The sequence below is a fragment of the Shinella sp. genome (assembly GCF_035998705.1).
GTDB lineage: Bacteria > Pseudomonadota > Alphaproteobacteria > Rhizobiales > Rhizobiaceae > Shinella.
This window is the reverse complement of sequence record NZ_DASYHH010000014.1, coordinates 23,042-46,103: the sequence shown is the minus strand read 5'-3', so window position 1 is coordinate 46,103 and position 23,062 is coordinate 23,042. Positions and strand designations below refer to the sequence as shown.

At 63.6% G+C, this 23,062-nt stretch carries 19 protein-coding genes and 1 riboswitch; of the genes, 8 read left to right on the top strand and 11 right to left on the bottom strand.

Features of this window, described 5'->3' with window-relative positions:
- Window positions 1-18: 18 nt before the first annotated feature.
- Window positions 19-240: riboswitch (cobalamin riboswitch) on the bottom strand.
- Window positions 241-296: 56 nt separating this feature from the next.
- From VGN93_RS11770 to VGN93_RS11750, 5 genes are all read right to left on the bottom strand, one after another.
- Window positions 297-1,115 (bottom strand): SDR family oxidoreductase, encoded by an 819-nt coding sequence (locus VGN93_RS11770; protein ID WP_327507629.1) that lies wholly within the window; start codon window positions 1,113-1,115, stop codon window positions 297-299.
- Between the two features lie 82 nt (window positions 1,116-1,197).
- On the bottom strand, window positions 1,198-2,709 hold the full coding sequence (locus tag VGN93_RS11765) for a diguanylate cyclase domain-containing protein (RefSeq protein WP_327507628.1): 1,512 nt from the start codon (window positions 2,707-2,709) through the stop codon (window positions 1,198-1,200).
- A 128-nt stretch (window positions 2,710-2,837) separates the two neighbouring features.
- Complete coding sequence (locus VGN93_RS11760; RefSeq protein ID WP_327507627.1) at window positions 2,838-3,665, bottom strand: hypothetical protein; 828 nt, start codon at window positions 3,663-3,665, stop codon at window positions 2,838-2,840.
- A gap of 36 nt (window positions 3,666-3,701) precedes the next feature.
- Window positions 3,702-4,448 (bottom strand): NYN domain-containing protein, encoded by a 747-nt coding sequence (locus VGN93_RS11755; RefSeq protein ID WP_327507626.1) that lies wholly within the window; start codon window positions 4,446-4,448, stop codon window positions 3,702-3,704.
- 95 nt (window positions 4,449-4,543) lie between these two features.
- The gene (locus VGN93_RS11750; protein ID WP_319321843.1) at window positions 4,544-6,223 is read right to left on the bottom strand and encodes an NAD+ synthase; all 1,680 of its coding nucleotides are present in this window, start codon (window positions 6,221-6,223) and stop codon (window positions 4,544-4,546) included.
- Window positions 6,224-6,514: 291 nt separating this feature from the next.
- Between VGN93_RS11750 and VGN93_RS11745 the strand changes: the two genes are divergently transcribed.
- The 4 genes from VGN93_RS11745 to VGN93_RS11730 all read left to right on the top strand — a co-directional run bounded on the left by VGN93_RS11745 (window position 6,515) and on the right by VGN93_RS11730 (window position 11,306).
- The gene (locus tag VGN93_RS11745; protein WP_413818692.1) at window positions 6,515-8,449 is read left to right on the top strand and encodes an LTA synthase family protein; all 1,935 of its coding nucleotides are present in this window, start codon (window positions 6,515-6,517) and stop codon (window positions 8,447-8,449) included.
- A gap of 45 nt (window positions 8,450-8,494) precedes the next feature.
- Window positions 8,495-9,025, top strand: a complete 531-nt coding sequence (locus VGN93_RS11740) for a DUF1003 domain-containing protein (protein ID WP_319321846.1) — start codon at window positions 8,495-8,497, stop codon at window positions 9,023-9,025.
- Window positions 9,026-9,159: 134 nt separating this feature from the next.
- Window positions 9,160-9,582 carry a TadE/TadG family type IV pilus assembly protein gene (locus VGN93_RS11735; RefSeq protein ID WP_327507624.1) on the top strand — a complete coding sequence of 141 codons (423 nt, stop codon included), beginning with the start codon at window positions 9,160-9,162 and terminating at the stop codon, window positions 9,580-9,582.
- A gap of 2 nt (window positions 9,583-9,584) precedes the next feature.
- Window positions 9,585-11,306, top strand: coding sequence for a pilus assembly protein TadG-related protein (locus tag VGN93_RS11730; protein ID WP_319321849.1), 1,722 nt, complete (start codon window positions 9,585-9,587; stop codon window positions 11,304-11,306).
- A 4-nt stretch (window positions 11,307-11,310) separates the two neighbouring features.
- Here VGN93_RS11730 and VGN93_RS11725 read toward each other — a convergent pair whose 3' ends face one another.
- The 5 genes from VGN93_RS11725 to rpiA all read right to left on the bottom strand — a co-directional run bounded on the left by VGN93_RS11725 (window position 11,311) and on the right by rpiA (window position 16,153).
- Window positions 11,311-11,706 carry a GFA family protein gene (locus VGN93_RS11725; protein WP_327507623.1) on the bottom strand — a complete coding sequence of 132 codons (396 nt, stop codon included), beginning with the start codon at window positions 11,704-11,706 and terminating at the stop codon, window positions 11,311-11,313.
- Window positions 11,707-11,829: 123 nt separating this feature from the next.
- The gene (locus VGN93_RS11720) at window positions 11,830-13,203 is read right to left on the bottom strand and encodes a class II 3-deoxy-7-phosphoheptulonate synthase (RefSeq protein WP_327507622.1); all 1,374 of its coding nucleotides are present in this window, start codon (window positions 13,201-13,203) and stop codon (window positions 11,830-11,832) included.
- Between the two features lie 147 nt (window positions 13,204-13,350).
- Window positions 13,351-14,739, bottom strand: a complete 1,389-nt coding sequence (gene gor / locus VGN93_RS11715; RefSeq protein WP_327507620.1) for a glutathione-disulfide reductase — start codon at window positions 14,737-14,739, stop codon at window positions 13,351-13,353.
- Window positions 14,740-14,875: 136 nt separating this feature from the next.
- Window positions 14,876-15,436 carry a DUF2059 domain-containing protein gene (locus tag VGN93_RS11710; RefSeq protein WP_327507619.1) on the bottom strand — a complete coding sequence of 187 codons (561 nt, stop codon included), beginning with the start codon at window positions 15,434-15,436 and terminating at the stop codon, window positions 14,876-14,878.
- A gap of 18 nt (window positions 15,437-15,454) precedes the next feature.
- Window positions 15,455-16,153, bottom strand: coding sequence for a ribose-5-phosphate isomerase RpiA (rpiA, locus tag VGN93_RS11705; protein WP_327507618.1), 699 nt, complete (start codon window positions 16,151-16,153; stop codon window positions 15,455-15,457).
- 192 nt (window positions 16,154-16,345) lie between these two features.
- On the opposite strand from rpiA, the gene VGN93_RS11700 reads away from it, so the two are divergent.
- The gene (locus VGN93_RS11700; protein WP_327507617.1) at window positions 16,346-17,020 is read left to right on the top strand and encodes an HAD family hydrolase; all 675 of its coding nucleotides are present in this window, start codon (window positions 16,346-16,348) and stop codon (window positions 17,018-17,020) included.
- 7 nt (window positions 17,021-17,027) lie between these two features.
- Window positions 17,028-17,828: an APH(3'') family aminoglycoside O-phosphotransferase gene (locus VGN93_RS11695; protein ID WP_327507616.1), complete on the top strand. Its 801-nt coding sequence runs from the start codon at window positions 17,028-17,030 to the stop codon at window positions 17,826-17,828.
- 4 nt (window positions 17,829-17,832) lie between these two features.
- Here VGN93_RS11695 and VGN93_RS11690 read toward each other — a convergent pair whose 3' ends face one another.
- Window positions 17,833-19,707 (bottom strand): murein L,D-transpeptidase, encoded by a 1,875-nt coding sequence (locus VGN93_RS11690; RefSeq protein WP_327507615.1) that lies wholly within the window; start codon window positions 19,705-19,707, stop codon window positions 17,833-17,835.
- Window positions 19,708-20,242: 535 nt separating this feature from the next.
- On the opposite strand from VGN93_RS11690, the gene fumC reads away from it, so the two are divergent.
- Together fumC and VGN93_RS11680 are read left to right on the top strand one after the other, a co-directional pair.
- Complete coding sequence (gene fumC / locus VGN93_RS11685; protein ID WP_327507613.1) at window positions 20,243-21,634, top strand: class II fumarate hydratase; 1,392 nt, start codon at window positions 20,243-20,245, stop codon at window positions 21,632-21,634.
- 170 nt (window positions 21,635-21,804) lie between these two features.
- Window positions 21,805-22,875 (top strand): GGDEF domain-containing protein, encoded by a 1,071-nt coding sequence (locus VGN93_RS11680; protein ID WP_319321875.1) that lies wholly within the window; start codon window positions 21,805-21,807, stop codon window positions 22,873-22,875.
- Window positions 22,876-23,062: the final 187 nt, after the last annotated feature.

The following is a 23,062-nucleotide window of genomic DNA, read 5'->3' as shown; positions in this document are numbered from 1 at the left end:
CTTCCGCCGTCCGCGCGGGTCGGTCCATCTTGCCAGGCCGGTCTTCTGACTTCGGGTCACGCGATCCGCACCTGCCTTCCCGGTTGAACAACCAGTGGCAAAAGCTTGAATCGATTCAAGCTTTTACGATGCAAACCATCCCCGTCACAGCGCTGGGCACGTTCCGGACTTGAGGCTCTCGCCCGCACCGGATTCCCGATTCTCCTGCCAATGGCAGGCACCTGACGGAAACGATATGCGCATGGCTTGGCGGCGCGATCAAGCCTGCCCGCGCCGCATGCCGGCCTGTCAGCGCCTCAGAGCGGCGCGACCGGATGGGGCGAGCCGTCATAGGCGCCCCAGATCGACTGGTCGAAGCAGATCACCGACCCCGTCATCAGGCCGGACTCTGCCGAAGACAGATAGGCGCAGGCGCGCGCCACCTCCGCCGGATCGACCAGCCGGCCGAAGGGCTGGCTCGCCGCCGCCTTCGCCAGCCAGTCGTCGGCCGCCCCGTGGAATTCGCGCTGGATACGGTCCTCGCCTTCCGAGGCCATCCAGCCGATATTGAGGCCGTTGACGCGGATGCGGTTGCGAAGCACGGCATAGGCCGTGTTCTTGGTCAGCGTCTCCAGCGCGCCCTTGGAGGCGCAATAGGCGGAGATGAAGGGCTGGCCGGCCTTGGCGGACATCGAGCCGATATTGACGATGGTGCCCTCGGTCTTCTCGCGCCGCATCACCGCAATCGCCTCCTGCATCAGGAAGAAGGGCGCTCGCACATTGACCGCGAACATGCGGTCGAAGAGTTCCGGGCTGGTGTCGAGGATCGTGCCGCGATCGGTGATGGCGGCGGCGTTCACCAGCGCGTCGATCCGGCCGAAGGCCTTGTCGCAGGCTGCGATGACCGCGCGCGCATCCTCGACCTTTTCGAGGTCCGCCTGCACATAGAGCGTCTTCACGCCCGTTGCGCCGGAAATTTCGAGCGCCTTCGCCTCGCCCTTGGCGGCATTGCGGCCGCAAATGACCAGCCCCGCCGCACCCCGATCGGCAAAAAGCCGGGCGATCGTCGCGCCCAGCCCCTGCGTTCCACCCGTCACGACGGCGATCCTGCCGTCCAGCCGTGCTCCATTGCTCATTTACGCACCTCCCGGAAAGATATGACTCGATCTCTCAGAGAGTGCATCCAGCCGCTTGTTCCGCAAGCATTTTTCGCACGAGCTAGGCGGCGTGCGCCTCGCCGGCCTCGATGACGATGTCCCGGCTGACGTGATCGGCATGAACGGCGCGGTTGCGGCCGGCGTTCTTGGCGGCATAGAGCGCGGCATCCGCCATCACCATCACGTCGTGCACGGAGCCGCCGTGCTGCGGGAACTGCGCGATGCCGGCGCTGCCGCCGATGACGAGCAACTGGCCGTCATAGGCGATCGGCACCTGCGTATCGCGCACGAGGCTGCCGGCAAGCTCCAGCAGCGCCTCGCAGCTCCGTTCGCCGGTGAGAAGCACCGAAAACTCGTCGCCGCCGAGCCGCGCGACGCAGCCCTCTTTGCCGATGCGATCGGAAAACCGCCGGGCCACGGCCTGGAGCACGGCGTCGCCGGCCGCATGGCCATGCCGGTCGTTGACCGCCTTGAACTTGTCGAGGTCGAGCGCGAGGATGGCGAAGGGCTTGTTTTCGCCCTTGCGGATGGCGCGGCGCACCTCTTCGTCGAAACCGCTGCGGTTCTTCAGCCCGGTCAGCGTATCGTGTTGCGCCAGGAAGGCGTTTTTCGCCTCGCTGCGCTGGAGCGCCCTGACGAGCGCGGAGAAGCGCAGCGTGACGAAGAGCATGACGCCGGCGAAGACCAGCACGAACATCGCGATCTGCGGCAAAGCCGAGCGCCAGACGAAGGAGCCCGGCATGTTCGGCCGCCAGGAGGCGACCATCGGATTGTAGGCATCCGCGCCGACCGGCGTCATCACCAGCCCCGGCTCCTGCGTTACGATAGGGGTGAAGCCGAGATCGTGCACGCCGAGCCGCCGCTCGGCATTGGCCAGCATTTTGTGCGACACCGGCTTGACGGTGATGAGCAGCGTCGGCTCCAGCCGGTGGGCCGGGATATAGAGCGACTTCGGAATGACGGCCTGCACGACCACGATGCTCATGACGCGGTCGATGAGGCGCATGCCGGTGACGTGGATTTCGGGCAGCGCCGGCGTCAGCAGGTCGGGGTCCTCCTTGGCGCGCGCCACCTGCCAGCCGCCGCGGTCGGGCGACAGCGCATCGCGGTACTTGCGCTCGGCCTTGCGGGTGAGATCGCTCACCCAATGCAGCTTTTCGCGCGCCTTGCTCTCGGAGACCTTGTCGCCGCGATAGACGCCGAGCACCTTCTCGCCGTCCGGCGAGGCGAAGATCATCCAGGAGAAACCGAAGTCGGACCACATCCAGTCGCGCAACTGGTCGCGCACGAAGGCGTCGCCCGGCATGCCGTTTGCCAGCTCGTTGAAACTCTTGTCCCAGAAGGAAAGCTGGCTCTGGTACTGCACGACCTGGTCGATCTGGTGGCTGAACTCGTTGCGCACCAGCGTGCGCTCCGTCTCGACGACAAAACTGTCGGCCCGCTCGATCGCGTGGTCGAGCACGAGATAGTTGGCGGCCCCGAACAGCAGGACGATCATCATCGCCGCCGCCCGGATCGCCATACCAACACCGCGTCGCCGCGTCGCGCGGCTTTCTTCCGCCTTGCCCGTCATCTCTGCCCCTGCCTGTCCCCCGCCCGTTTTCCGGACTTGTTGAACGAAAGCTACAGGCAAGACGGCAAAAATCGCTTAAGCGGGCTGGTGAGCGAAAACTTAACTTGGGCTCACCGCCTATGGGGAGATCAGCCGGCCGGCGCGTAGCGCACGAAGGCGAATCTTTCACCGTCCGGCGACCAGTTCGGCACGTTCATCGTGCCCTGCCCGCCGAAAAGCTCGAAAAGGACGCGCGCATTGCCGCCGTCCATGTCCATCAGGCGCAGGCGCACGTTAAGGTCACGCGGATGGTCGAAGACATCGCCGTCATAGGAGAGCACCAGCAGGTGCCGGCCGTCGGGCGACGGATGCGGGAACCAGTCGCCATAGGGGCTGTCGGTGATGCGCGTCGCTGCGCTACCGTCGGGCCGCACCCGCCAGATCTGCATGCGGCCGCTGCGGCTGGAGTTGAAATAGATCCATTCGCCGTCCGCCGAATAATCCGGCCCGTCATTGCGCCCTTCGCCAAATGTCAGCCGCCGCTCCTCGCCGCCCGCGACCGGGATCGTGTAGATATCGAAGAGGTCGCTGCGAATGCCGCAATACGAGAGTGTCGCCCCGTCCGGCGACCATCCGTGCCAGTAGGACGGCAGGTTCGGCGTCACCAGGCGCGGCGTGCCACCCTCCGCCGGCAACACATAGATCGCCGACTTGCCGAACTCCACCTTGTCGCTGAGCGCCAGCAATGTGCCGTCGGGCGAAAGCCCGTGGTCGTTGTTGCAGAGCGTCGCAAACCCCGTGTCGATCCGCACCGGCTCGCCGCCATCGAGCGAAAGGCGATAGAGCAGTCCATCCCCATTGATGACGAGAAAACGCCCATCCCGCGAAAAATTCGGCGCCTCGACAAGCCGCTCCGTCTGCCAGACAATCCGCGTTTCGCCTGTGACGATGTTGTGGATCTCGACGGAACTGCGCATGGAAAATGCTTCCGGATTTTGACGGCTCTGACTTGTCTATCCGTTATCGACCACCTTCCGCAATGCCGGCGCCTTCAACCGCGCCTGCTTGTGATCCGCTGTCAGTTCGACGCCGGAAAAAGCAAGAAGCTTGTGGAGTTGGCGATGTCCATAGGCTTTGACGCTGAAGGATGGCACGCATGCTTGCAAACTCTTCATAAGGGTCGGCAATGTGACCCAGCCGCCCTGGGGCGATGCCGTGGCGAGCATGGCGCGCTTCAGCAAAACGGGCTCCAGCTTCCCCGGCACCTTGGCTGCGCCGGTAGCCGGTTTCTTTTTCACCGGTGCCGCGACCGTTACGGGCTTCCTTTCGGCGGTTACGATAGGCAAAGCCTCGAAAACATCGCACGCTTCACGAAAACGGGCAGAGGCTGCGGCCCGGCCTATCCCCACGGCAATCTTGCCCCGCTGGCGTATGCGCATAGCCAGTTGTGTGAAGTCGCCATCGGACGTCGCCAGGCAGAACACATCCACGCTGTCATCGCAGAGCATTTCCATAGCGTCGATGACCAGCGCGATATCCGCACCATTCTTGCCGATTGCACCACCCGCCGTCTGAAACGGCGAAAGCGCGTGACGCGGCAGGACACCGAGCCAAGGTGCAAGAGCCGGCAGGGAAAAATCACCGTATATGCGGCGCTCGCTCAGCTTTCCCTGCCGCATGGCCTCTTCAACAATGACGGATGATGCCGATGCCGGCAGGTTTTCCGCATCGATGAAAAGCGCAACTCTTCGTTCCGTCATGGCCACCGCTCTCGCAAATCTGCGATAACAGTAGCAAAAGCCGGCCTCTCGGCAATCGCCGGGGCCGCCTTTTGCGTGCGGCGGTTAACGCAACACTACCCCCGATCACGGAACCGGTTGGTGATCGGGTAACGGCGGTCGCGGCCGAAATTCTTCTTGGTGATTTTCACGCCCGGCGCCGATTGGCGGCGTTTGTATTCGGCGATGTAGAGCAGGTGCTCGATGCGATGCACGGTCGCCTCGTCATGGCCGCGCGAAACGATCTCCTCGGTGCTCATCTCTTTTTCGACGAGGCATTCGAGGATGTCGTCGAGCACCGGATAGGGCGGCAGCGAATCCTGGTCGGTCTGGTTGGGGCGCAGTTCGGCGGACGGCGCCTTGTCGATAATGTTCTTCGGGATCACCTCGCCCGTCGGGCCGAGCGCGCCCGGCGGCGTGTGCGCGTTGCGCCAGCGCGACAGCGCGTAGACCTGCATCTTGTAGAGGTCCTTGATGGGATTGAAGCCGCCGTTCATGTCGCCGTAGAGCGTGGCGTAGCCGACCGACATTTCCGACTTGTTGCCTGTGGTGACGACCATCGAGCCGAACTTGTTGGAGACGGCCATCAGGATCGTGCCACGCGTGCGGCTCTGCAGGTTTTCTTCCGTAATGCCCTCTTCCGTGCCTTCGAAGAGCTCGGAAAGCGAGGAAAGGAAGCCGGTCACCGGCGCCTCGATCGGCACGATGTCATAGCGGCAGCCGAGCATTCTGGCGCAGTCGGCCGCGTCCTTCAGCGAATCCTTCGACGTATAGCGGTAGGGCAGCATGATGCAGCGCACCCGCTCCTCGCCCAGCGCATCCACGGCGATGGCCGCGCAGATTGCCGAATCGATGCCGCCGGACAGGCCGAGCACGACATTCTTGAAGCCGTTCTTGTTGACGTAGTCGCGGAAGCCGAGCAGGCAGGCGCGGTAATCCGCCTCCTCGTGCTCGGGAATGCGCGACATCGGCCCGCCGTCGCAAACCCAGCCGTCGCCACGCTTCTTCCAGGTCGTGAGCGCGATCGTCTCCTCGAACTGGCTCATCTGGAAGGCGAGCGTCTTGTCGGTGTTGAAGGCGAAGCTCGCACCGTCGAACACCAGTTCGTCCTGACCGCCGAGCTGGTTGGCATAGAGCAGCGGCAGCCCGGTCTCGATGACCTGCTTCAGCACCACCTGGTGGCGCACGTCGACCTTGGCGCGATAATAGGGCGAGCCGTTCGGCGACAGCAGGATTTCGGCACCGCTTTCGGCAAGGGTCTCGCAGACGCCAAGTTCGCCCCAGATGTCCTCGCAGATCGGAATTCCGAGGCGCACGCCGCGGAAATTGACCGGGCCGGGCATGGCGCCCTGGTCGAAGACGCGCTTCTCGTCGAACTCGCCGTAGTTCGGCAGGTCCACCTTGTCGCGCACCGCGATCACCTTGCCGCCATCGAGCACGGCGACGGCGTTGTAGCGCCCTGTCTCGTCCTGGCGCGGGAAGCCGATGATGACGCCGGGACCGCCGTCGGCCGTGTCGTTGGCGAGGTCGTCCACCGCGCGGCGGCAGGCCTTGAGGAAGGCGGGTTTCAGCACGAGGTCTTCCGGCGGATAGCCGGAGATGAACAGCTCCGTCAGAAGCAGCAGGTCGGCGCCCTGCCGGGCGGCGTCCTCGCGCGCGGCGCGTGCCTTGGCGAGATTGCCGGCAACATCGCCGACGGTCGGGTTCAATTGCGCAACCGCGATGCGCAGCGTCGCCTTTTCAGTCTCGGAAGTCATGTCTGCGGACCCGTTTCCTCATGGTGTCCGATCCTGCGGCCGCGCGTCGCTGCCGCACTCTCGAACGGTCGACAAGCTCTTTAGAGCATGACGGGCGCTTTGGGAATGAAGGCCAGCGCGGTTTGCGGACGCTTTTGGCGCAATCGCCGGTTTTTCAGCGGGTTCCGGCGAGCATTGCCGCAGTGCAACAGGGGGAACCAAAGCACTGGATGAACGTTGCAGAAACCGTTCATCTCCTGTTCAAGATGACATCCATATGACAATGGTACGAAAGTTTTATGAAGTCTGGAGATGGCCTTGGCCCTGTTCACTCCCACTGCCGTGGCTATCGAAGCCGCCGAAGAACTTGCCGTTGAAGCAGGCTTTTTCGCGCGTCATGCCAAGGCCTTGGCCGTCCTGCGTTCGCTCGCCGTCTCCCTGCTGCTGGCACTCCTGACCGTCGTTACCATCGAGCTTATCACGCGCGGTTCCGTCGACCAGACCTGGCTCTATTTCACAAACCTGGAACAACCGGCCTGGACCACGACCGGCGTGTTCTTCCTGCTCTACCTCGCCATCGATGCCTTGATCGGCCGGCAGCACAAGGCCGTGCTGCTCGTCTCGCCGCTCGTCATCTTGATGGGCGTCATCTCGCAGCAGAAACAGGTCTTTCTCACCGACCCGCTCTATCCGACCGACCTGCTCTTCGGCCGCCAGATCATGGAACTGATGCCGGTTCTGGTGCAGGACCGGCCGTGGACGGCCGCCGCGCTTGCGCTTGCCGTCGTTGCTTCCGTCGTCGCGCTCATCAGCCTCTGGGTCTTCGCCTGGCGCCGCTTCCGGCCGCTGACGAAGAAGGAGCGCCTGACGCGGCTTGCCGTGGCGCTGCCGCTGATCGCCGGCTTCGTTTCCATCATGGACTACAACGAGTTCTCCTGGGTGCGCGACCGCCTGAAGGTGTTCCCGATCATGTGGGACCAGGCGGAAAACTATCGCCACAACGGCTTCATGATGGCCTTCGCCATCAACCTGCCGATGGCGAACGTCCAGGCCCCGTCCGGCTACATGGTCGATGCGATCGACAAGATCCCGTCAAAGCCGTTGCCGGTCGGCACCACGCACCGCTCCAAACCCGACGTCATCGTCGTCATGAGCGAATCGCTGTGGGATCCGACGCGGCTTGAGAGCGTCAAACTTTCGGCCGATCCGATGCCGGTGATCCGCGAAAGCCAGAGCGGCAACGTCTTCTCGCCGGAATTCGGCGGGCTCACCGCCAATGTCGAATTCGAGGCGCTGACCGGCTTCTCCAACGCCTTCCTGCCGATGGGCAGCATTCCCTACCAGCAGTATGTGCGCAAGCCGATCCCCTCGCTTGCCACCTTCTTCCGGGCGGAAGGCTATACGGCACGCGCCATCCATCCGTTCTCCGGCTGGTTCTGGAACCGCACGAGCGTCTACAAGGCCTTCGGCTTCCAGACCTTCAAGGACGTGGAAAAGATGCCGCCGCTCGCAAAACGCGGCAACTTCACCTCGGACGAGGCGCTGACCAAGGAAATCATCCGTCAGGCCGACATGCAGGAGGACCCGTTCTTCTTCTTCACCGTCACGCTCCAGGGCCACGGGCCCTATGACGACGGGCGCTATGCCAAGACGGACATTGCCGTGGACGGCAAGCTCGACGCCCGCGAGAACCGTATGCTCGCGAGCTATGCACAGGGCGTCAAGGAAGCGGACCAGAGCCTGAAGATGCTGATGGACTGGGCGAAGACGCGCGACCGCGAGACGATCATCGTCGTCTTCGGCGACCACCTGCCGCCGCTCAACACCGTCTACAAGAGTTCCGGCTACATGCAGGGCATCACCGCCTCGCGCAAGGGCTCGCCCGAGCAGATGAAGAAGGAGCACGAGACCCCGCTCGTCATCTGGTCGAACAAGACCGGCACGGAAAAGGAGATCGGCACGATCAGCCCGGCCTTCCTGTCCTATTACATCCTCAAGGAAGCCGGCTTCGAGCATCCCTATTACACAGGCTTCCTCGGCGCGGTGCACGACAAGCTGCGCGTCATCGACCGCTACATGCTGATCGACGCCAAGGGCAACGGCACGGCCGGCTGGGCGCGCAAGAAGACGATCGACCCGCTGGTGCGCGACTTCCGCTTCCTGCAGCACGACATCATGTTCGGCAAGCAGTACGGTCTCGAGCGCTTCTTCAATTCCCATGCGGAACTGATGGCGGCAGGGTTCTAATCGGGTCTAGGCTGGGGTTCCGATTCCCTTCTCCGGAGCCCAGCCATGAGACCCTTCGACGACGCCGCCCAGATCCTCTTCGGCAAAGCCGCCAGCGAACTCGACGAGACCGAGCGCGAGGTGCTGCTCCACTCCCGCGAAGGCCGCATCCTGTCGGAAGACAGGAACGTCGCCTATGAGGCCAAACAATCGTTCGGCGAACGCATCGCCGACGACATCGCCCGCATCGGCGGCTCATGGGGCTTCATCATCGGCTTTTTCCTCTTCCTGATCGTCTGGACGGTCGCCAATACGATCCTGCTGACGCGCGACGCCTTCGACCCCTACCCCTTCATCTTCCTGAACCTCGTGCTGTCCATGCTCGCGGCAATTCAAGCGCCGATCATCATGATGTCGCAGAACCGGCAGGCCGCACGCGACCGTTTCGAAGCGTCCAAGGATTACGAGGTCAACCTGAAGGCGGAGATCGAGCTGATCGCGCTGCACCACAAGATCGATACGCACTTCATTGAGGAGATCGCCGAGTTGAAGCGGCAAGTGCTGCGCCTGCACAACCTATTAGAAGGACGAAACTAAATCGCGCGCAATTAAAAAGTGCCTAAAAACAAAATGCGCAATCTAAAGGAGAATTTAAGACTCGGGGTGCATCATGACATCAGCATCCATTGGTGGATGCGGAGAGCCTCGTCAAATCCTCAGGAGGAGATGTCATGTATGCTCTGTCCCGCCTTCGCAAGGATCGCGCCGGCACCTCGGCACTCGAGTTTGCGATCATTGCCCCGCTCTTCTTTCTCGTGCTCTTTACCATCATCGCCTATGGCATATACCTGAGCGTCGCGAACTCCGTGCAGCAGATCGCAGCCGATGCGGCACGCACGGCAGTAGCGGGTATCAATTCGACTGAACGGGTCTCGCTGGTAAACCACTATCTCGAAGCAACGCGCCTTGATTACTCCTTTGTAAATCGCACAAAGATGCAGGTGGTGATTTCGGATGATCCCGGAAATTCGGATCAATTCACCGTCGCCATCTCTTACGACTCGAGCGATCTGCCGATCTGGGGTCTTTTTACCTTCGCGCTCCCCGGGAAGAAGATCGAGCGCTACGCCACCGTCCGTATAGGGGGGATTTAGCGATGAAGGCGCCGAAAGCACTCCTCAAGGACCGCACCGGCAACATCGGCACCCTTGCGGCCCTCAGCCTGCCGCTTCTGATTTTTTCCATCGCATTCGGCGTTGACTACAGCTACCTCACGCTGCAGCAGCGCCAGTTGCAGACGGAAGCGGATTTGGCCGCGATTGTCGCCGCCGCGAATGTCGGCGATGCCGAGCAATCGGCCGCCACCTATTTTGCACTCAACAACCTGCCGATCGCCGTAACCGGCAAGGACGGCAAGATCATCCCCGCGGTGATCACGCCCAGCAACGCGAAGTTGACGCGGGGTACAGCCCTCGTCGAGCGCGGCCGCTATACCGCCGATCTCGGTATCGCACCGGAAGCGCGCTTCAAGCCCACCACTGCGGACGCGGACGCCGCCCGCGTGGTGCTCTCGAGACCGGCCGACCTCTTCGTCTCCGCAATGTTCATGCAGCGATCGCTGTTGCTTTCGGCCACCGGTTCGGCTGCCCGCTCCAAGACGGCGTCCTTCTCCATCGGCACGCGCCTCGCCAGCCTCAATGGCGGCATCCTGAATGCGCTGCTCGGAAAACTCCTCGGCACGAACCTCTCGCTCAACGTCATGGATTACCGGGCGCTCGTCGATACCGACATTTCGGTGCAGCCGTTCTTGAAGGCGATCGCGACGAACCTCAACCTCACCGCAGGCACCTACGAGGACGTGCTGAACGCCGGCGTGACCATGCCGCAGCTTCTCGCCTCGATGGGCGCGGTCGAGGGGCTTTCCGGGCCCGTGCGCTCGGCGCTGCGGCTGATCGAGCAGGCGACGGCCGGCAGCAAGGTCAAGCTGCCGCTGTCGCGCATCCTCAATCTCGATCCGAAGAAGGGACTGACGGTTGCGACCGGCGGCGACTGGAAGATGTCGATCAACGCCTTGCAGATGGTCTCGTCCGCAGCGGCACTCGCGAACGGCAAGAACCAGGTGGCGCTCGATGTCGGCGCGGTCGTGCCCGGCCTTGGCGCCATTACCGTGGACCTTGCGATCGGCGAACCGCCGGTGGAAACGCCCTCGCACCGGCTCGGTGCACCGGGCAGTGCCGTGCGCAGCGCCCAGACACGGCTTGCCGTCGAGGTGAACATCGATGGCCTCGCCGCGCTTGCAGGCCTGCGCATCAAGCTGCCGCTCTACATCGAGGTTGCCGCGTCGGAGGCGAAGCTTGCCGATATCCGCTGCCTCGGCGGCTCGGCCAGCAATGCCAATGTCGCGGTCGATGCGGTGGCCGGCGTGGCGGAAATCGCGCTCGGCAAGGTCGACCCGTCCGTGCTCTCGCATTTCTCCGACAAGCCCCGGGTGGAAAAAGTCCGCATCATCGATTCGGTGCTCCTGAGCGTCGATGCGCGTGCCCCCGGCGAGGCGATGAACCTGACCAAGACCCGCCTTACCTATACGCCGACCGAAATCGCCGCCGGAACGACGAAATCCGTATCGACGCGCGACACGCTCTCCTCCACCATCCAGACCATGCTGGGGGAAATGGAACTGGAGATCAACATCAAGCTGCTCGGCCTGCCGATCAACGCCTCGATCCTCACCTCGGCGCTCGCCACCACGCTCGGCACCGTGACGCCGGCGCTCGACCAGCTGCTCTACAACCTGCTGTTGGTCGCCGGCATCCGGATCGGCGAGGCCGACATCCGGGTCACCGGCGTATCCTGCAAGCGCCCCGCCCTCGTCCAGTAGCGCCTCAGTGCCCCTGGGCGAAGCGCGGTGCGTCGTCGTCGATCTCGTAATAATCGCCCTTGTCGGCGCAGAAGATATGCACGCCGATCCTGAGCCCGGTCGGCTGGTCGAAGGCGCCGGCCATGATCGAGGTATAGTCGGAACCGTCGCCCTTCCAGAACAGGGCGGAGCCGCAGACACGGCAGAAGCCGCGGCTTGCCGTGTCGCTTGCCCTGTACCAGGTGACGTTCTCGCCGCCTTCGATCGCAAGGCCTTCGTCACGCACATTGGTCGCGGCATAAAAATGCCCGGTCTGCCGACGGCATTGGCTGCAATGGCAGGCAACCACCTCGCGTAGCTGACCCTGGGTGCGGAAGCGCACCGCGCCGCACAGGCAATGCCCCGTATGTTCTTCGCTCATAGTTCCTCCCAAACGAAAACCGGGCCAGCTTTGCGAGCCGGCCCGGTTCCTGTCAAATTCACGTTTCTGAATGCATGCATCAGCCCCGCTAATTTACGGAGACGAAGCACGAACGAAAAGCGATCAGCCGTTCACGACCATGCGCTTTTCATCGCGACCACCCTTCATGCGCTCGGCAAGAAGGAAGGCGAGTTCGAGGGCCTGGTCGGCATTGAGGCGCGGATCGCAATGGGTGTGGTAGCGGTCGGCGAGATCGTCGCCCGACAGCGCGCGTGCGCCACCCGTGCATTCCGTCACGTCGTTGCCGGTCATCTCGATATGGATGCCGCCCGGATGCGTGCCTTCCGCGCGGTGGATCTGGAAGAAGCTTTCGACTTCCGACAGGATCCGCTCGAACGGACGGGTCTTGTAGTTGTTGAGCGTGATCGTGTTGCCGTGCATCGGGTCGCAGGACCAGACGACCTTCTTGCCTTCCCGCTCCACGGCGCGGATGAGGCGCGGCAGGTTGTCGGCAACCTTGTCGTGGCCGAAACGGCAGATCAGCGTCAGGCGGCCGGCCTCGTTTGCCGGGTTCAGGAGGTCGATCAGCTCCAGCAGGCCGTCGCCGGTCAGCGTCGGGCCGCACTTGAGGCCGAGCGGGTTCTTGATGCCGCGGCAATATTCGACATGCGCATGGTCGGCCTGGCGCGTGCGGTCGCCGATCCAGATCATGTGGCCCGACGTCGCATACCAGTCGCCCGACGTCGAATCGACGCGGGTCAGCGCCTGCTCGTAGCCGAGCAGCAGCGCCTCATGGCTCGTGAAGAAATCCGTCTCGCGCAGGTTCGGATGGTTTTCCGAGGTGATGCCGATCGCCTTCATGAAGTCCATCGTCTCGGAAATCCGGTCGGCGAGCTTGCGATAGCGCTCGGCCTGCGGGCTGTCCTTGACAAAGCCGAGCATCCACTGGTTGACGTTCTCGAGATTGGCGTAGCCGCCCATCGCGAAAGCGCGCAGCAGGTTCAGCGTGGCGGCCGACTGGCGATAGGCCATGAGCTGGCGTTCCGGGTTCGGAACGCGCTCTTCCTCGGTGAACTCGATGCCGTTGATGATGTCGCCGCGGTAGGACGGCAGCGACACGTCACCCTGCTTCTCGATGCCCGAGGAGCGGGGCTTGGCGAACTGGCCGGCAATGCGACCGACCTTCACCACCGGCTGCTGGGCGCCGAACGTCAGCACCACGGCCATCTGGAGGAAGGCGCGGAAGAAGTCGCGGATCGTATCGGCGCCGTGTTCGGCGAAGCTTTCGGCACAGTCGCCGCCCTGGAGCAGGAAACCCTTGCCCTCGGAGACGTTGGCCAGCGCCGACTTCAGGCGGCGTGCCTCGCCGGCGAAGACGAGCGGCGGAAACTTCGCCAGGCGCTCTTCTGTCGCCGCCAATGCGGCGAGATCCGGATAATCCGGAACCTGCTGGATGGGCTTCTGCCGCCAGCTGGTCGGGGTCCAATTCTGTGCCATGATACTCACCTGTCCTGAAGCGCCCGCGAAAGCCTGCGAACGCCGCTCCGTTTTGAAGATGCGGGCTTATAAACCGTTAGATGGTTCTTGCATAGCCGAAGTTCCAGCCGAGGCCGGCCGATTTGCGTCACGCCTGGAAGCGCGCTTTCAGACCCGCTGGCCGCTGCGCACGCGATAGCTCGGCTGGTACATGGTGACGAGCTCTTCGGAGGCCGTCGGGTGCACCGCCATCGCGCGATCGAAGTCGTCCTTCGTCACGCCGGCCTTCAGCGAAATGCCGAGAAGCTGCGCCATCTCGCCGGAATCGTGGCCGAGGATATGGGCGCCGAGCACCTTGCGGTCGGCCGCATTGACGACGAGCTTCATGATGGTCTTTTCCTGCCGGCCGGAGAGCGTCGCCTTCATCGGGCGGAATTCGGCACGGTAGATTTCGAGATCGTCGAAGGCCTTTGCCGCTTCCTCTTCGCTCATGCCCACGGTGCCGATCTCCGGCTGCGAGAAGACGGCGGTGGCGATCATGTCATGGTCCGGCGAGACCGGGTTGCCGCGAAACTCCGTCTCGATGAAACACATCGCCTCATGGATAGCGACGGGCGTCAGCTGCACGCGGTCGGTCACGTCGCCGAGCGCGAAAATGCTCTCGACATTGGTGCGCGAAAAATCGTCGACGATGATCGCGCCCTTCTCGTTCATCGCCACGCCGGCCGTCTCCAATCCGAGGCTGCCGGTGTTCGGCACGCGGCCCAGCGCCAGCATGACCTGGTCGACGACAAGCGTCTCGCCCGTCTTCGTCGTGACGGAACGACGGCCGTCCCCGGTCTCGGACACGTCCGTGATGATATCCTCGCAGATCACGCGAATACCCTTGGCGACCATGGCGGATTGCAGGCCGTGGCGCATGTCCTGGTCGAAGCGCGACAGGATCTGCTTGCCGCGATAGATCAGCGTCGTCTCGACGCCGAGGCCATGGAAGATGTTGGCGAATTCGACCGCGATATAGCCGCCGCCGGCAATCAGGATGGCCTTGGGCAGCACCGGCAGGTCGAACGCCTCGTTCGAGGAGATGCAAAGCGCGTGGCCGGGAAGGTCGGGATGCGGCGTCGGATGCCCGCCGACGGCGATCAGTATGCGCTCCGCGGTGACCAGTTCGTCGGTCGCGGTCAGGCGGATCGTGTTCGGCCCGACCAGCACGGCGCGCGTCGCGAGGATCGTCGCGCCGGCATTGTCCAGCCCCTTGCGATAGAGCCCTTCGAGGCGGGTGATTTCCGTCTCCTTGGCGGCGACGAGCGCCTGCCAGTCGAAGCGCGTCTCGCCGACCTGCCAGCCGAAGCCCGCGGCGTCCTCGAAATGCTCGTGGAACTGCGAGGCATAGACATACAGCTTCTTCGGCACGCAGCCGCGGATGACGCATGTGCCGCCGAAGCGGAACTCTTCCGCGATCGCCACCTTCTTGCCCATGCTGGCAGCCAGCCGCGCGCTGCGCACGCCGCCGGAACCTCCGCCGATGACGAAGAGGTCGTAGTCGAAAGTCGCCATGGGTAGATCTCCTGCGGGCAAGCCTGGCCGTTCTGACTGGACCGGCAGCGCGAATCCGCCACTAAGCCCAGCAACATATAGGAGCAGTCGGCACAAAAGAAAAAGGCGGCTGACGCCGCCTTTTTTGGAAAATCGATTACTGCTGGGGCTGCTGCGCTTCGCCACCCTCGGTGGCCGCACCATCGGTGGCCGGCACGCTGCCGAGGATCGGGTTGAGCTTCTTGGCGCTTTCGGCCCTCAGGTCGCGATCGACGCCGACGGCCCAGATCTCGGCGGCCTTCATGACTTCGCGCGTGGCGATCGGGCCATCCGAAAGCAGCTTCTTGCCGACCGGCGAGCTGTAGAAGTCGGCAATGGCCTTCAGCTCGTCCTGCGTGAAGGTCTTGGCATAGATCGCAGCCGCTTCACGCTCGAGATCGGCGCGGCGCGGTGCCAGAGCCAGTGCCTGCTCGTCGACCGTCACGTTGATTTCCGTCTCGTGGTTCGGCGAAGCCTGAACCAGCGTGCTCTTGATGCGCACGGCAAGGCCCGGAAGGATGTTGTCGAAACCGTTGGTCGCGCCGATGGCGTCGATGGCAGAGCGGGCAGTCTTGATCTGTTCGTCCGTGACGTCCTGCGCCGCGGCGGCACCGGCAAGGCTTGCCGAAACGATGAGGGTCGCCGCGAGGGTCCGGCCGAAACCAGCAAATTTGATCATATCGGTCTGTGCTCCTGTCTATTCTTTCGCCGTCAGCGTGCGCGCACCGGCCGGTCCGGCGATGATGGCAAGCGACGCCATATTGATGAAGAGTCCGTGTTCGACGACACCGGGTATGTCATTGAGGCTGCTTGCGAGCGCATCTGCATCAGGAATGCGGCCAAAAGATGCGTCGAGGATATAGTGTCCACCGTCGGTCATGAAGGTGCCGTCGCCCGACGCGCGCAGCACCATGCCGCCGGAAAGCCCGAGCCGGGCGGCCGCCTTCTCGATGGCGATGCGCGTGGCGGCAAGCCCGAACAGGTTGACCTCGATCGGCAGCTTGAAGGCGCCGAGCGTCTCGACCACCTTGCTCTCGTCGGCAATGACGATCAGCCGCGCCGAGGCGCTGGCGACGATCTTTTCGCGCAGCAGCGCACCGCCGCCGCCCTTGATCAGCCGCAGCCGGCCGTCCACTTCGTCGGCGCCGTCGATGGTGAGGTCGAGCTCCGGCAGTTCGTCGAGCGACTTCAGCGGCACGCCGAGTTCGACGCAGAGCCGCGCCGTGCGCTCGGAGGTGGGCACGCCCTCGACCTTCAGGCCGCCTGCGACCCTCTCCGCCAGAAGCCGTACGAACTCTTCCGCCGTCGAGCCGGTGCCGATGCCGAGGCGCATGCCGTCTTCCACATGGGAGAGTGCGGCCTCGGCGGCCTTGATCTTCATTTCCCGGGCGTCCATGCCCCAAAACTCCCTGAATACGCGTCAGCCGGCGCCCGAAGCGGCCGGAATTCCGGTGAGACACTTACACGCCCTGAATGGCAAACGAAAGCCAAAATCGCCGCATCCCCGCGGCACACAAGCCGATTGCAAATGCCGGCGCCATCGCATACCGGAGAAGCCTGCCCTCCCTCACCTCACAAGGTTTCCCGCATGTCCGCATCTCTCGTTGTCTTCGATCTCGACGGTACGCTCATCGATACCGCACACGACCTCGTGGCGAGCCTCAACCACACGATCGGCCTGGAAGGGCTCGATCCCATCACCTATGGCGACCTCACCTATCTCGTCGGCCACGGCGGGACGGTGATGATCAAGCGCGCCTTCTCGCTGCGCGGCCGCGAGATCACCGAGGAGGAGCTCGACCGCATGCTCGGCGTCTTCGTCGACCACTATGCGGGGGCCATGCCGGGCGTCTCGGTGCCCTATCCGGGCCTCGTCGAGGCGATGGACCGCCTTTCGGGCGCCGGCTACCGCCTCGCCGTCTGCACCAACAAGATGGAAGGCCTCGCCCGCCGCCTCGTCGACGGCCTCGGCCTCACCGCGCGGTTCGCGGCAATCACCGGCGGCGACACATTCGCGGTCCGCAAGCCGGATGCCGAACACCTGCTCGGCACGGTCCGCCTCGCCGAGGCCGATCCATTGCGCACCGTGATGATCGGCGACAGCCTCAACGACATGCTCGTCGCCCGCAATGCGAACGTGCCGTCGATCGGCGTGCCCTTCGGTTATTCCGACGTGCCGGTCGCCGAGCTGGAGCCGACCCATGTCATCACCCATTTCGACGAACTGACGCCCGACCTCGTCGAGCGCCTGATTGCCCGCTGAGCGACCGATGGACTGGACCGAGACGCTCCTGGATCTCCACGCCGGCTGGGTGCCGGCGCATCAAGGCGAATCCGGCGACCGGGTTTTTCGCAGCCCGGACGGGCGCAGCTATGCGAAGCTCGCGGCCGGACCGCGCGCTTCAGAACTGGCCGGCGAACGCGACCGGCTCGGCTGGCTGGCGGGCAAGAGCATGGCCTGCCCGGACCTTCTGGACTGGCGCGAGAACGAACACGGCGCGTGCCTCGTCATGAGCGCCGTTGCCGGCGTGCCGGCGGTGACGCTTTCGGGCGCCGATCTGCTCAAGGCCTGGCCGTCCATGGCCGAACGGCTCGCCGCGTTCCACGCCCTTCCCATCGAAAACTGCCCGTTCGAGAAAAACCTTGCCGGCATGTTCGCGCACGCCGCCGATGTGGTGGCACGCGACGCCGTCAATCCGGATTTTTTGCCCGATGAGGACAAGGAACGGCCGGCGAGAGAGCTGCTCGCGCGCGTCGAGGCGGAACTGCCGCTGCGGCTGGCGCAGGAACGGCAGGATCGCGTGGTCTGCCACGGCGATCCCTGCATGCCGAATTTCATGGTGGACCCGCAGACATTGCGCTGCACCGGCCTGATCGATCTCGGCCGTCTCGGCACGGCGGATCGTTACGCCGATCTCACGCTGATGATCGCCAATGCCGGGGAAAACTGGACGACGGCAGAGGAAGCCGAAAAAGCCTTCGACATCCTCTTCGCCACACTCGGGATCGAGGCGCCCGACCGGGAGCGCCTCGCCTTCTATCTGCGGCTCGATCCGCTGACCTGGGGTTGAACGGTCAGCCCTCGACCTGCCGCGCCTTCTGCGTCGCGGCAAACGCCTTGCGCATGTAGTCGTCGCGGCCATAGACGTCGTCGAAGAATTCGACCACGCCGTCCTTGTTCGGCCAGGCGGTGAAATAGGCGATGTAGATCGGGATATCCGCCTTGACGGGCAGCGCCTTGTTGCGGCCGGCGGCGATCTCCTTGCCGACCTCGTCCTCGCTCACGCCGAGCACGGCGGCCGCCATCTTGCGCGGTTCCGCAAGGCGCACGCAGCCATGGCTGAGCGCGCGCATGTCCTTCTTGAAGAAGCTCTTCGAAGGCGTGTCGTGCATGTAGATGGCATGGCTGTTCGGGAACAGGATCTTCAACTCGCCCAGCGCATTGTCGCCGCTCGGCGGCTGGCGCACGGAGACGCCCGAGGTCGAGCCGTACCAGTTGACCGACGACGACGGCACGGCGCGGCCGCCGACGGCGACCTCGTAGCCCATACGGTCGAGATAGTTCGGGTCGTTACGCAGCTTCGGCAGCATCTCGTTGATGATGATCGACTGCGGCACGCCCCAATAGGGGTTGACCTCGACGGTCTGCACCTTGTCCTCGAAGAAATAGGTCTGGTTCGATTTCGAGCCGACCACCGTGCGCATCGAGAACTTTTCCGCGCCGTCCTCGTAATAATAGACCTGGAAGGCCGGCTGGTTGATGAAGACGTGGCGGGCGCCGAGATCGACCGGCAGCCAGCGCGCCTGTTCCAACGCCACCTCGACCTTGGCGACCTTGTCGGCGACGCTGTCGCCGCCCGTCATCTTGCGGATCGAGGCCTTGCCGACGACGCCGTCAGGCTTCAGGCCGTTTTCCTTCTGGAAGGCTTCGACGAGGGCGACCAGCTCCGGCGTATAGTCCGGCGTACCGGCATAGGTGGCGATCGTCACCGAATGATCGGTCTTCAGCGCATCGGACCCGTGCTTGACGATGCCCTTGACGATGTTGGCGAGTTCCGGATTGCTCTGGCCGGGCTTCAACAGCGTGCCATCGGCAATGACCACGCGGTCATCGCCCGCGGTTTCAGCCTTCAGCTTGGCAAGTTCGGCCTTCAGCGCCTGGAAGTCGGCGCTCGCCGGCGAGCGGCTCTCGAGATACCCCTTGACGTTGCTGCTCATCGCCACGTTCTTCAGCGCCGCGACGAGATTGACGTCCTTGCGCTTGAAATCGTGGTAGCCGGAAATCTTGTTCGGATCGATGCGGCCGCGCACGGCGTCCTGCACATAGGTCGCGACGGCGGCCGAAAGTGCCACCTCGAAGGTTGCAAGCTCGCCGTAGCGCTTGTTCATGTCGGCGCTGTCGAAGCTGTCCGACGGGATCTTGACCGCATAGTCCCAGGGATCGAGGCCGACCGAAGCGGCATCGGCCAGCACCGCGATGGCGGTCTTGGCCTTTTCATTGATGCCCGTGCCGTCGATCCAGACGAATTTCTTCTGCTGGCCGTAAAAACTCTCGACCGCCTTGGCAGGGCCTTCCGTCGCGCGCACGTCGACGGTGGCGAAGGCGGCGCGGATGCCCGCATCGCCCGCCGGCTGGACGGTGGCGGAAATCGAGCTGGTGATGACGGGATCGGCCAGCTTGTCGACGGCGACGCGCTTCAGCGCATCGGCCTTGTAGGTGTAGTAGCGCGGACCGGTGACGCGGGGCAGCGGCTTGGCTTCCTGCTTCACCTTGGCGCCCGGCACGGCAAAGCCGGTGTCGACGCCCGGAAGCGGCTCGGCCTTCTGCTTCTTCTTGCCGTTCAGCCATTCCATGACGGTCAGGGCGTTGGCGGGCGTCGCGTTGAGCGAAACAGTGGCGCAGGAGAGAGCCAGCGCGGCGGCCAGCACGGCAGTCTTGGTAAGCTTCATGTATTCCATTCCCCGATTGACCCGCGCGTGTCGCGGTCTCTGGTGGCGCCCGAACCAGCAGGCCGCTAAGTTATAGGAAAGGATGGTGAATGAAAAGGAAACGCCCCTCCCCGCCAGCCCTGCGAAACCTCACGAAACCGTCATTTGAGACCTCGGCAAGCGAGACGGATGGGACGGTGTAAAAATTTGAATTGGCGTCGAATTTTCCCGTTGGAAACGAAAACTCCACCTGCAACGTCAGCAAGGCGTGAAAAACCAGCCGACGATAGTGATGGAAAAAGCACAGCATCGCGGGCGCTCCGCGCGCCCTCGTCCCGCCCGTCCGCGGCCTAATCGATTTTAACCGAAAGTCTCGTCCCGCGCGGCCCTTCCGCCCCTTGCAACCGGGTCGCAGATGGGCCAGAGATTTTCGCGATTTTTTCGCGCCAGCGCGGTGCTCCCCGGAGCCGCCCGCGCTCGCCCGGCCTGCCGCGCCCCATGCGGCGGCATCGCCGGCGGCAGGACGAAGCGCATGGGTTTTTAAGCGGGAAGCACAATGACATCGACGCGCACGGAAACGGATACATTCGGCCCCATCGAAGTGGACAACAGCCGCTACTGGGGCGCGCAGGCCCAGCGCTCGCTCGGCAATTTCAAGATCGGCTGGGAAAAGCAACCGCTTTCGGTCGTGCGCGCGCTCGGCATCGTCAAGCAGGCCGCCGCCCGCGCCAATGCGGAGCTCGGCCGCCTCGACCCGGCGCTGGCCGAGACCATCGCGGAAGCCGCGCAGGAAGTCATCGACGGCAAGCTCAACGACCATTTCCCGCTCGTCGTCTGGCAGACGGGCTCCGGCACCCAGTCGAACATGAACGCCAATGAGGTGATCTCGAACCGGGCGATCGAAATGCTCGGCGGCGTCATGGGCTCGAAGAAGCCGGTGCATCCGAACGACCACGTCAACATGAGCCAGTCGTCGAACGACACCTATCCGACGGCCATGCACATCGCCTGCGCCGAACGCATCGTGCACGACCTGCTGCCGGCGCTGAAGCATCTGCACGCCGCCCTCGAAGCGAAGGTGAAGGCCTTCGACCACATCATCAAGATCGGCCGCACGCACACGCAGGACGCCACGCCCCTCACCCTCGGCCAGGAATTCTCCGGCTACGCCGCGCAGGTCGCCTCCTCGATCAAGCGCATCGAGCTGACGCTGCCTGGCCTGTGCGAACTCGCCCAGGGCGGCACCGCCGTCGGCACCGGCCTCAACGCGCCCGTCGGCTTTGCCGAAAAGGTCGCCGAGCACATCGCCGAGATCACCGGCATCGCCTTCAAGACCGCGCCGAACAAGTTCGAGGCGCTCGCGGCGCACGATTCGATGGTCTTCTCGCACGGCGCGATCAACGCTGCCGCCGCAGCCCTCTTCAAGATCGCCAACGACATCCGCTTCCTCGGCTCCGGCCCGCGCTCCGGCCTCGGTGAACTGGCGCTGCCGGAAAACGAACCCGGTTCGTCCATCATGCCCGGCAAGGTCAACCCGACCCAGTGCGAGGCCCTCACCCAGGTCTGCGCCCAGGTCTTCGGCAACCACGCGTCGCTCACCTTCGCCGGCAGCCAGGGCCATTTCGAACTCAACGTCTTCAACCCGCTGATGGCCTACAACTTCCTGCAGTCCGTGCAGCTGCTGTCGGATGCGGCGATCTCGTTTACCGACAACTGCGTCACCGGCATCGAAGCACGCGAGGACAACATCAAGGCAGCGCTCGACCGCTCGCTGATGCTCGTCACCGCACTTGCTCCGAAGATCGGCTACGACAATGCCGCCAAGATCGCCAAAACCGCCCATAAGAATGGGACGACGCTTCGAGAAGAGGCCGTCGGTGGCGGCTACGTGACGAACGAAGAATTCGACGCGGTTGTACGCCCGGAAAAAATGATTATGCCGGGTTGATATAGAATTTTTGAATATTCCACTCGAAAAGGCCGCAGATCATTGTATTTGCGGCCTTTTTTGCTTCTATCCTTCCGTAAGGGGAGTTTACAAGCGTTAATCATTCCCAAAGCATTTTCGCTTTATTTTGCGGGTCGGGAGCCAATCAACGAGTTTCAGGAGCAGCCGACATGAACACGGCAGTTGCGCAGAAGGTCCAGGTGCCGGATATCGCGGCCCAGGTGACCTACGCCATGCGCATAATGGGTGTCGCGCCCATCCCGCGGAACTACGAGCTGTTCTACGAAGCCTATATCGGCTCGAATCCCAAGCTGACCCGCGAACTCGCCGCCCTCGGCAGCAAGGCCGCCCAGGAAGAGCTGGACGAGATCGGCGCGAAGTATTTCGGCCATCACCACGGCGCGACCGCCATCGACGGCGCGCACACCAAGATCGTCGGCGAACTGGAAGGGTTGCTGCGCCTGCTGAAGCAGGAACAGACCTCGCTCGAAAGCTACAACAAGCTGCTCGACGAGACGTTCGGGCGCATCACCGGCAAGAACGCCACCAGCGTCGAGATCATCAAGAATGTCGTCGGCGTGCTGACGCAGGCGACCGGCGACACCATCAACCAGGGCAAGGAGATGGTGGAGAACGTCGCGCAGAAGTCGATCGAGATGGACAATGTGCGCAAGGAACTCGACGAGTACAAGCGCATCGCCAACACGGATTCGCTGACGCAGCTCTCCAACCGCCGCGCCTTCGACGACAAGCTCTCCGCCATCTACAATTCGACGATGTCGCGCGGCGTGACCGCGCTGATCCTCGCCGATATCGACCATTTCAAGAAGATCAACGACACCTATGGCCACCCGGTCGGCGACAAGATCCTCGCCTCCGTCGGCAGCCTGATCCGCGCCAACGTGCGCAAGGACATTCTCGTCGCCCGCACCGGCGGCGAGGAATTCGCGATGATCGTCGAGGGCAACACCGAGGAAGAGGCGATGGCGATCGCCGAGCGCATCCGCATCGCGCTCGAGCACACGCCGTTCAAGAATTCCAAGACCGGCGTCAATTACGGCCCGATCACCATCTCGCTCGGCTTCTGCATGGCCTCCTGGGCGGAAGGCCCGGGTGAACTCTACTCCAAGGCCGACATCGCGCTTTATTGCGCCAAGAACGGCGGCCGCAACCGCACCATGCCCTTCGAGGACGGCATGAAGAAGGATTTCGCCAAGAGCTGGCTGATCTACCGCAAGTAAGCGGCCTCCACCCTCTTCGAAACGGCGCCTTCGGGCGCCGTTTTGCGTTTGCCGCAAAATTTTTTCTCCTTCGCCAAATCGGGCGGAACCGTGGCCAAGGACGCGCGTTTCTGCGGCAAGGAGGACCTTGCCATGCAAACCGGATTTTTCGAACTGACGATGATCGCCGCCCTGATGCTGAGCAGCC

Excerpts from the sequence above, each read along its gene's own strand:
- VGN93_RS11765 (WP_327507628.1), bottom strand. The coding sequence starts at position 2,709 with ATGACGGGCAAGGCGGAAGAAAGCCGCGCGACGCGGCGACGCGGTGTT.
- VGN93_RS11750 (WP_319321843.1), bottom strand. The coding sequence starts at position 6,223 with ATGACTTCCGAGACTGAAAAGGCGACGCTGCGCATCGCGGTTGCGCAA.
- VGN93_RS11770 (WP_327507629.1), bottom strand. The coding sequence starts at position 1,115 with ATGAGCAATGGAGCACGGCTGGACGGCAGGATCGCCGTCGTGACGGGT.
- VGN93_RS11760 (WP_327507627.1), bottom strand. The coding sequence starts at position 3,665 with ATGCGCAGTTCCGTCGAGATCCACAACATCGTCACAGGCGAAACGCGG.
- rpiA (WP_327507618.1), bottom strand. The coding sequence starts at position 16,153 with ATGGACGCCCGGGAAATGAAGATCAAGGCCGCCGAGGCCGCACTCTCC.
- VGN93_RS11755 (WP_327507626.1), bottom strand. The coding sequence starts at position 4,448 with ATGACGGAACGAAGAGTTGCGCTTTTCATCGATGCGGAAAACCTGCCG.
- VGN93_RS11680 (WP_319321875.1), top strand. The coding sequence starts at position 21,805 with ATGAACACGGCAGTTGCGCAGAAGGTCCAGGTGCCGGATATCGCGGCC.
- gor (WP_327507620.1), bottom strand. The coding sequence starts at position 14,739 with ATGGCGACTTTCGACTACGACCTCTTCGTCATCGGCGGAGGTTCCGGC.
- VGN93_RS11695 (WP_327507616.1), top strand. The coding sequence starts at position 17,028 with ATGGACTGGACCGAGACGCTCCTGGATCTCCACGCCGGCTGGGTGCCG.
- VGN93_RS11690 (WP_327507615.1), bottom strand. The coding sequence starts at position 19,707 with ATGAAGCTTACCAAGACTGCCGTGCTGGCCGCCGCGCTGGCTCTCTCC.
- VGN93_RS11710 (WP_327507619.1), bottom strand. The coding sequence starts at position 15,436 with ATGATCAAATTTGCTGGTTTCGGCCGGACCCTCGCGGCGACCCTCATC.
- VGN93_RS11735 (WP_327507624.1), top strand. The coding sequence starts at position 9,160 with ATGTATGCTCTGTCCCGCCTTCGCAAGGATCGCGCCGGCACCTCGGCA.
- fumC (WP_327507613.1), top strand. The coding sequence starts at position 20,243 with ATGACATCGACGCGCACGGAAACGGATACATTCGGCCCCATCGAAGTG.
- VGN93_RS11700 (WP_327507617.1), top strand. The coding sequence starts at position 16,346 with ATGTCCGCATCTCTCGTTGTCTTCGATCTCGACGGTACGCTCATCGAT.
- VGN93_RS11740 (WP_319321846.1), top strand. The coding sequence starts at position 8,495 with ATGAGACCCTTCGACGACGCCGCCCAGATCCTCTTCGGCAAAGCCGCC.
- VGN93_RS11725 (WP_327507623.1), bottom strand. The coding sequence starts at position 11,706 with ATGAGCGAAGAACATACGGGGCATTGCCTGTGCGGCGCGGTGCGCTTC.
- VGN93_RS11720 (WP_327507622.1), bottom strand. The coding sequence starts at position 13,203 with ATGGCACAGAATTGGACCCCGACCAGCTGGCGGCAGAAGCCCATCCAG.
- VGN93_RS11745 (WP_413818692.1), top strand. The coding sequence starts at position 6,515 with ATGGCCTTGGCCCTGTTCACTCCCACTGCCGTGGCTATCGAAGCCGCC.
- VGN93_RS11730 (WP_319321849.1), top strand. The coding sequence starts at position 9,585 with ATGAAGGCGCCGAAAGCACTCCTCAAGGACCGCACCGGCAACATCGGC.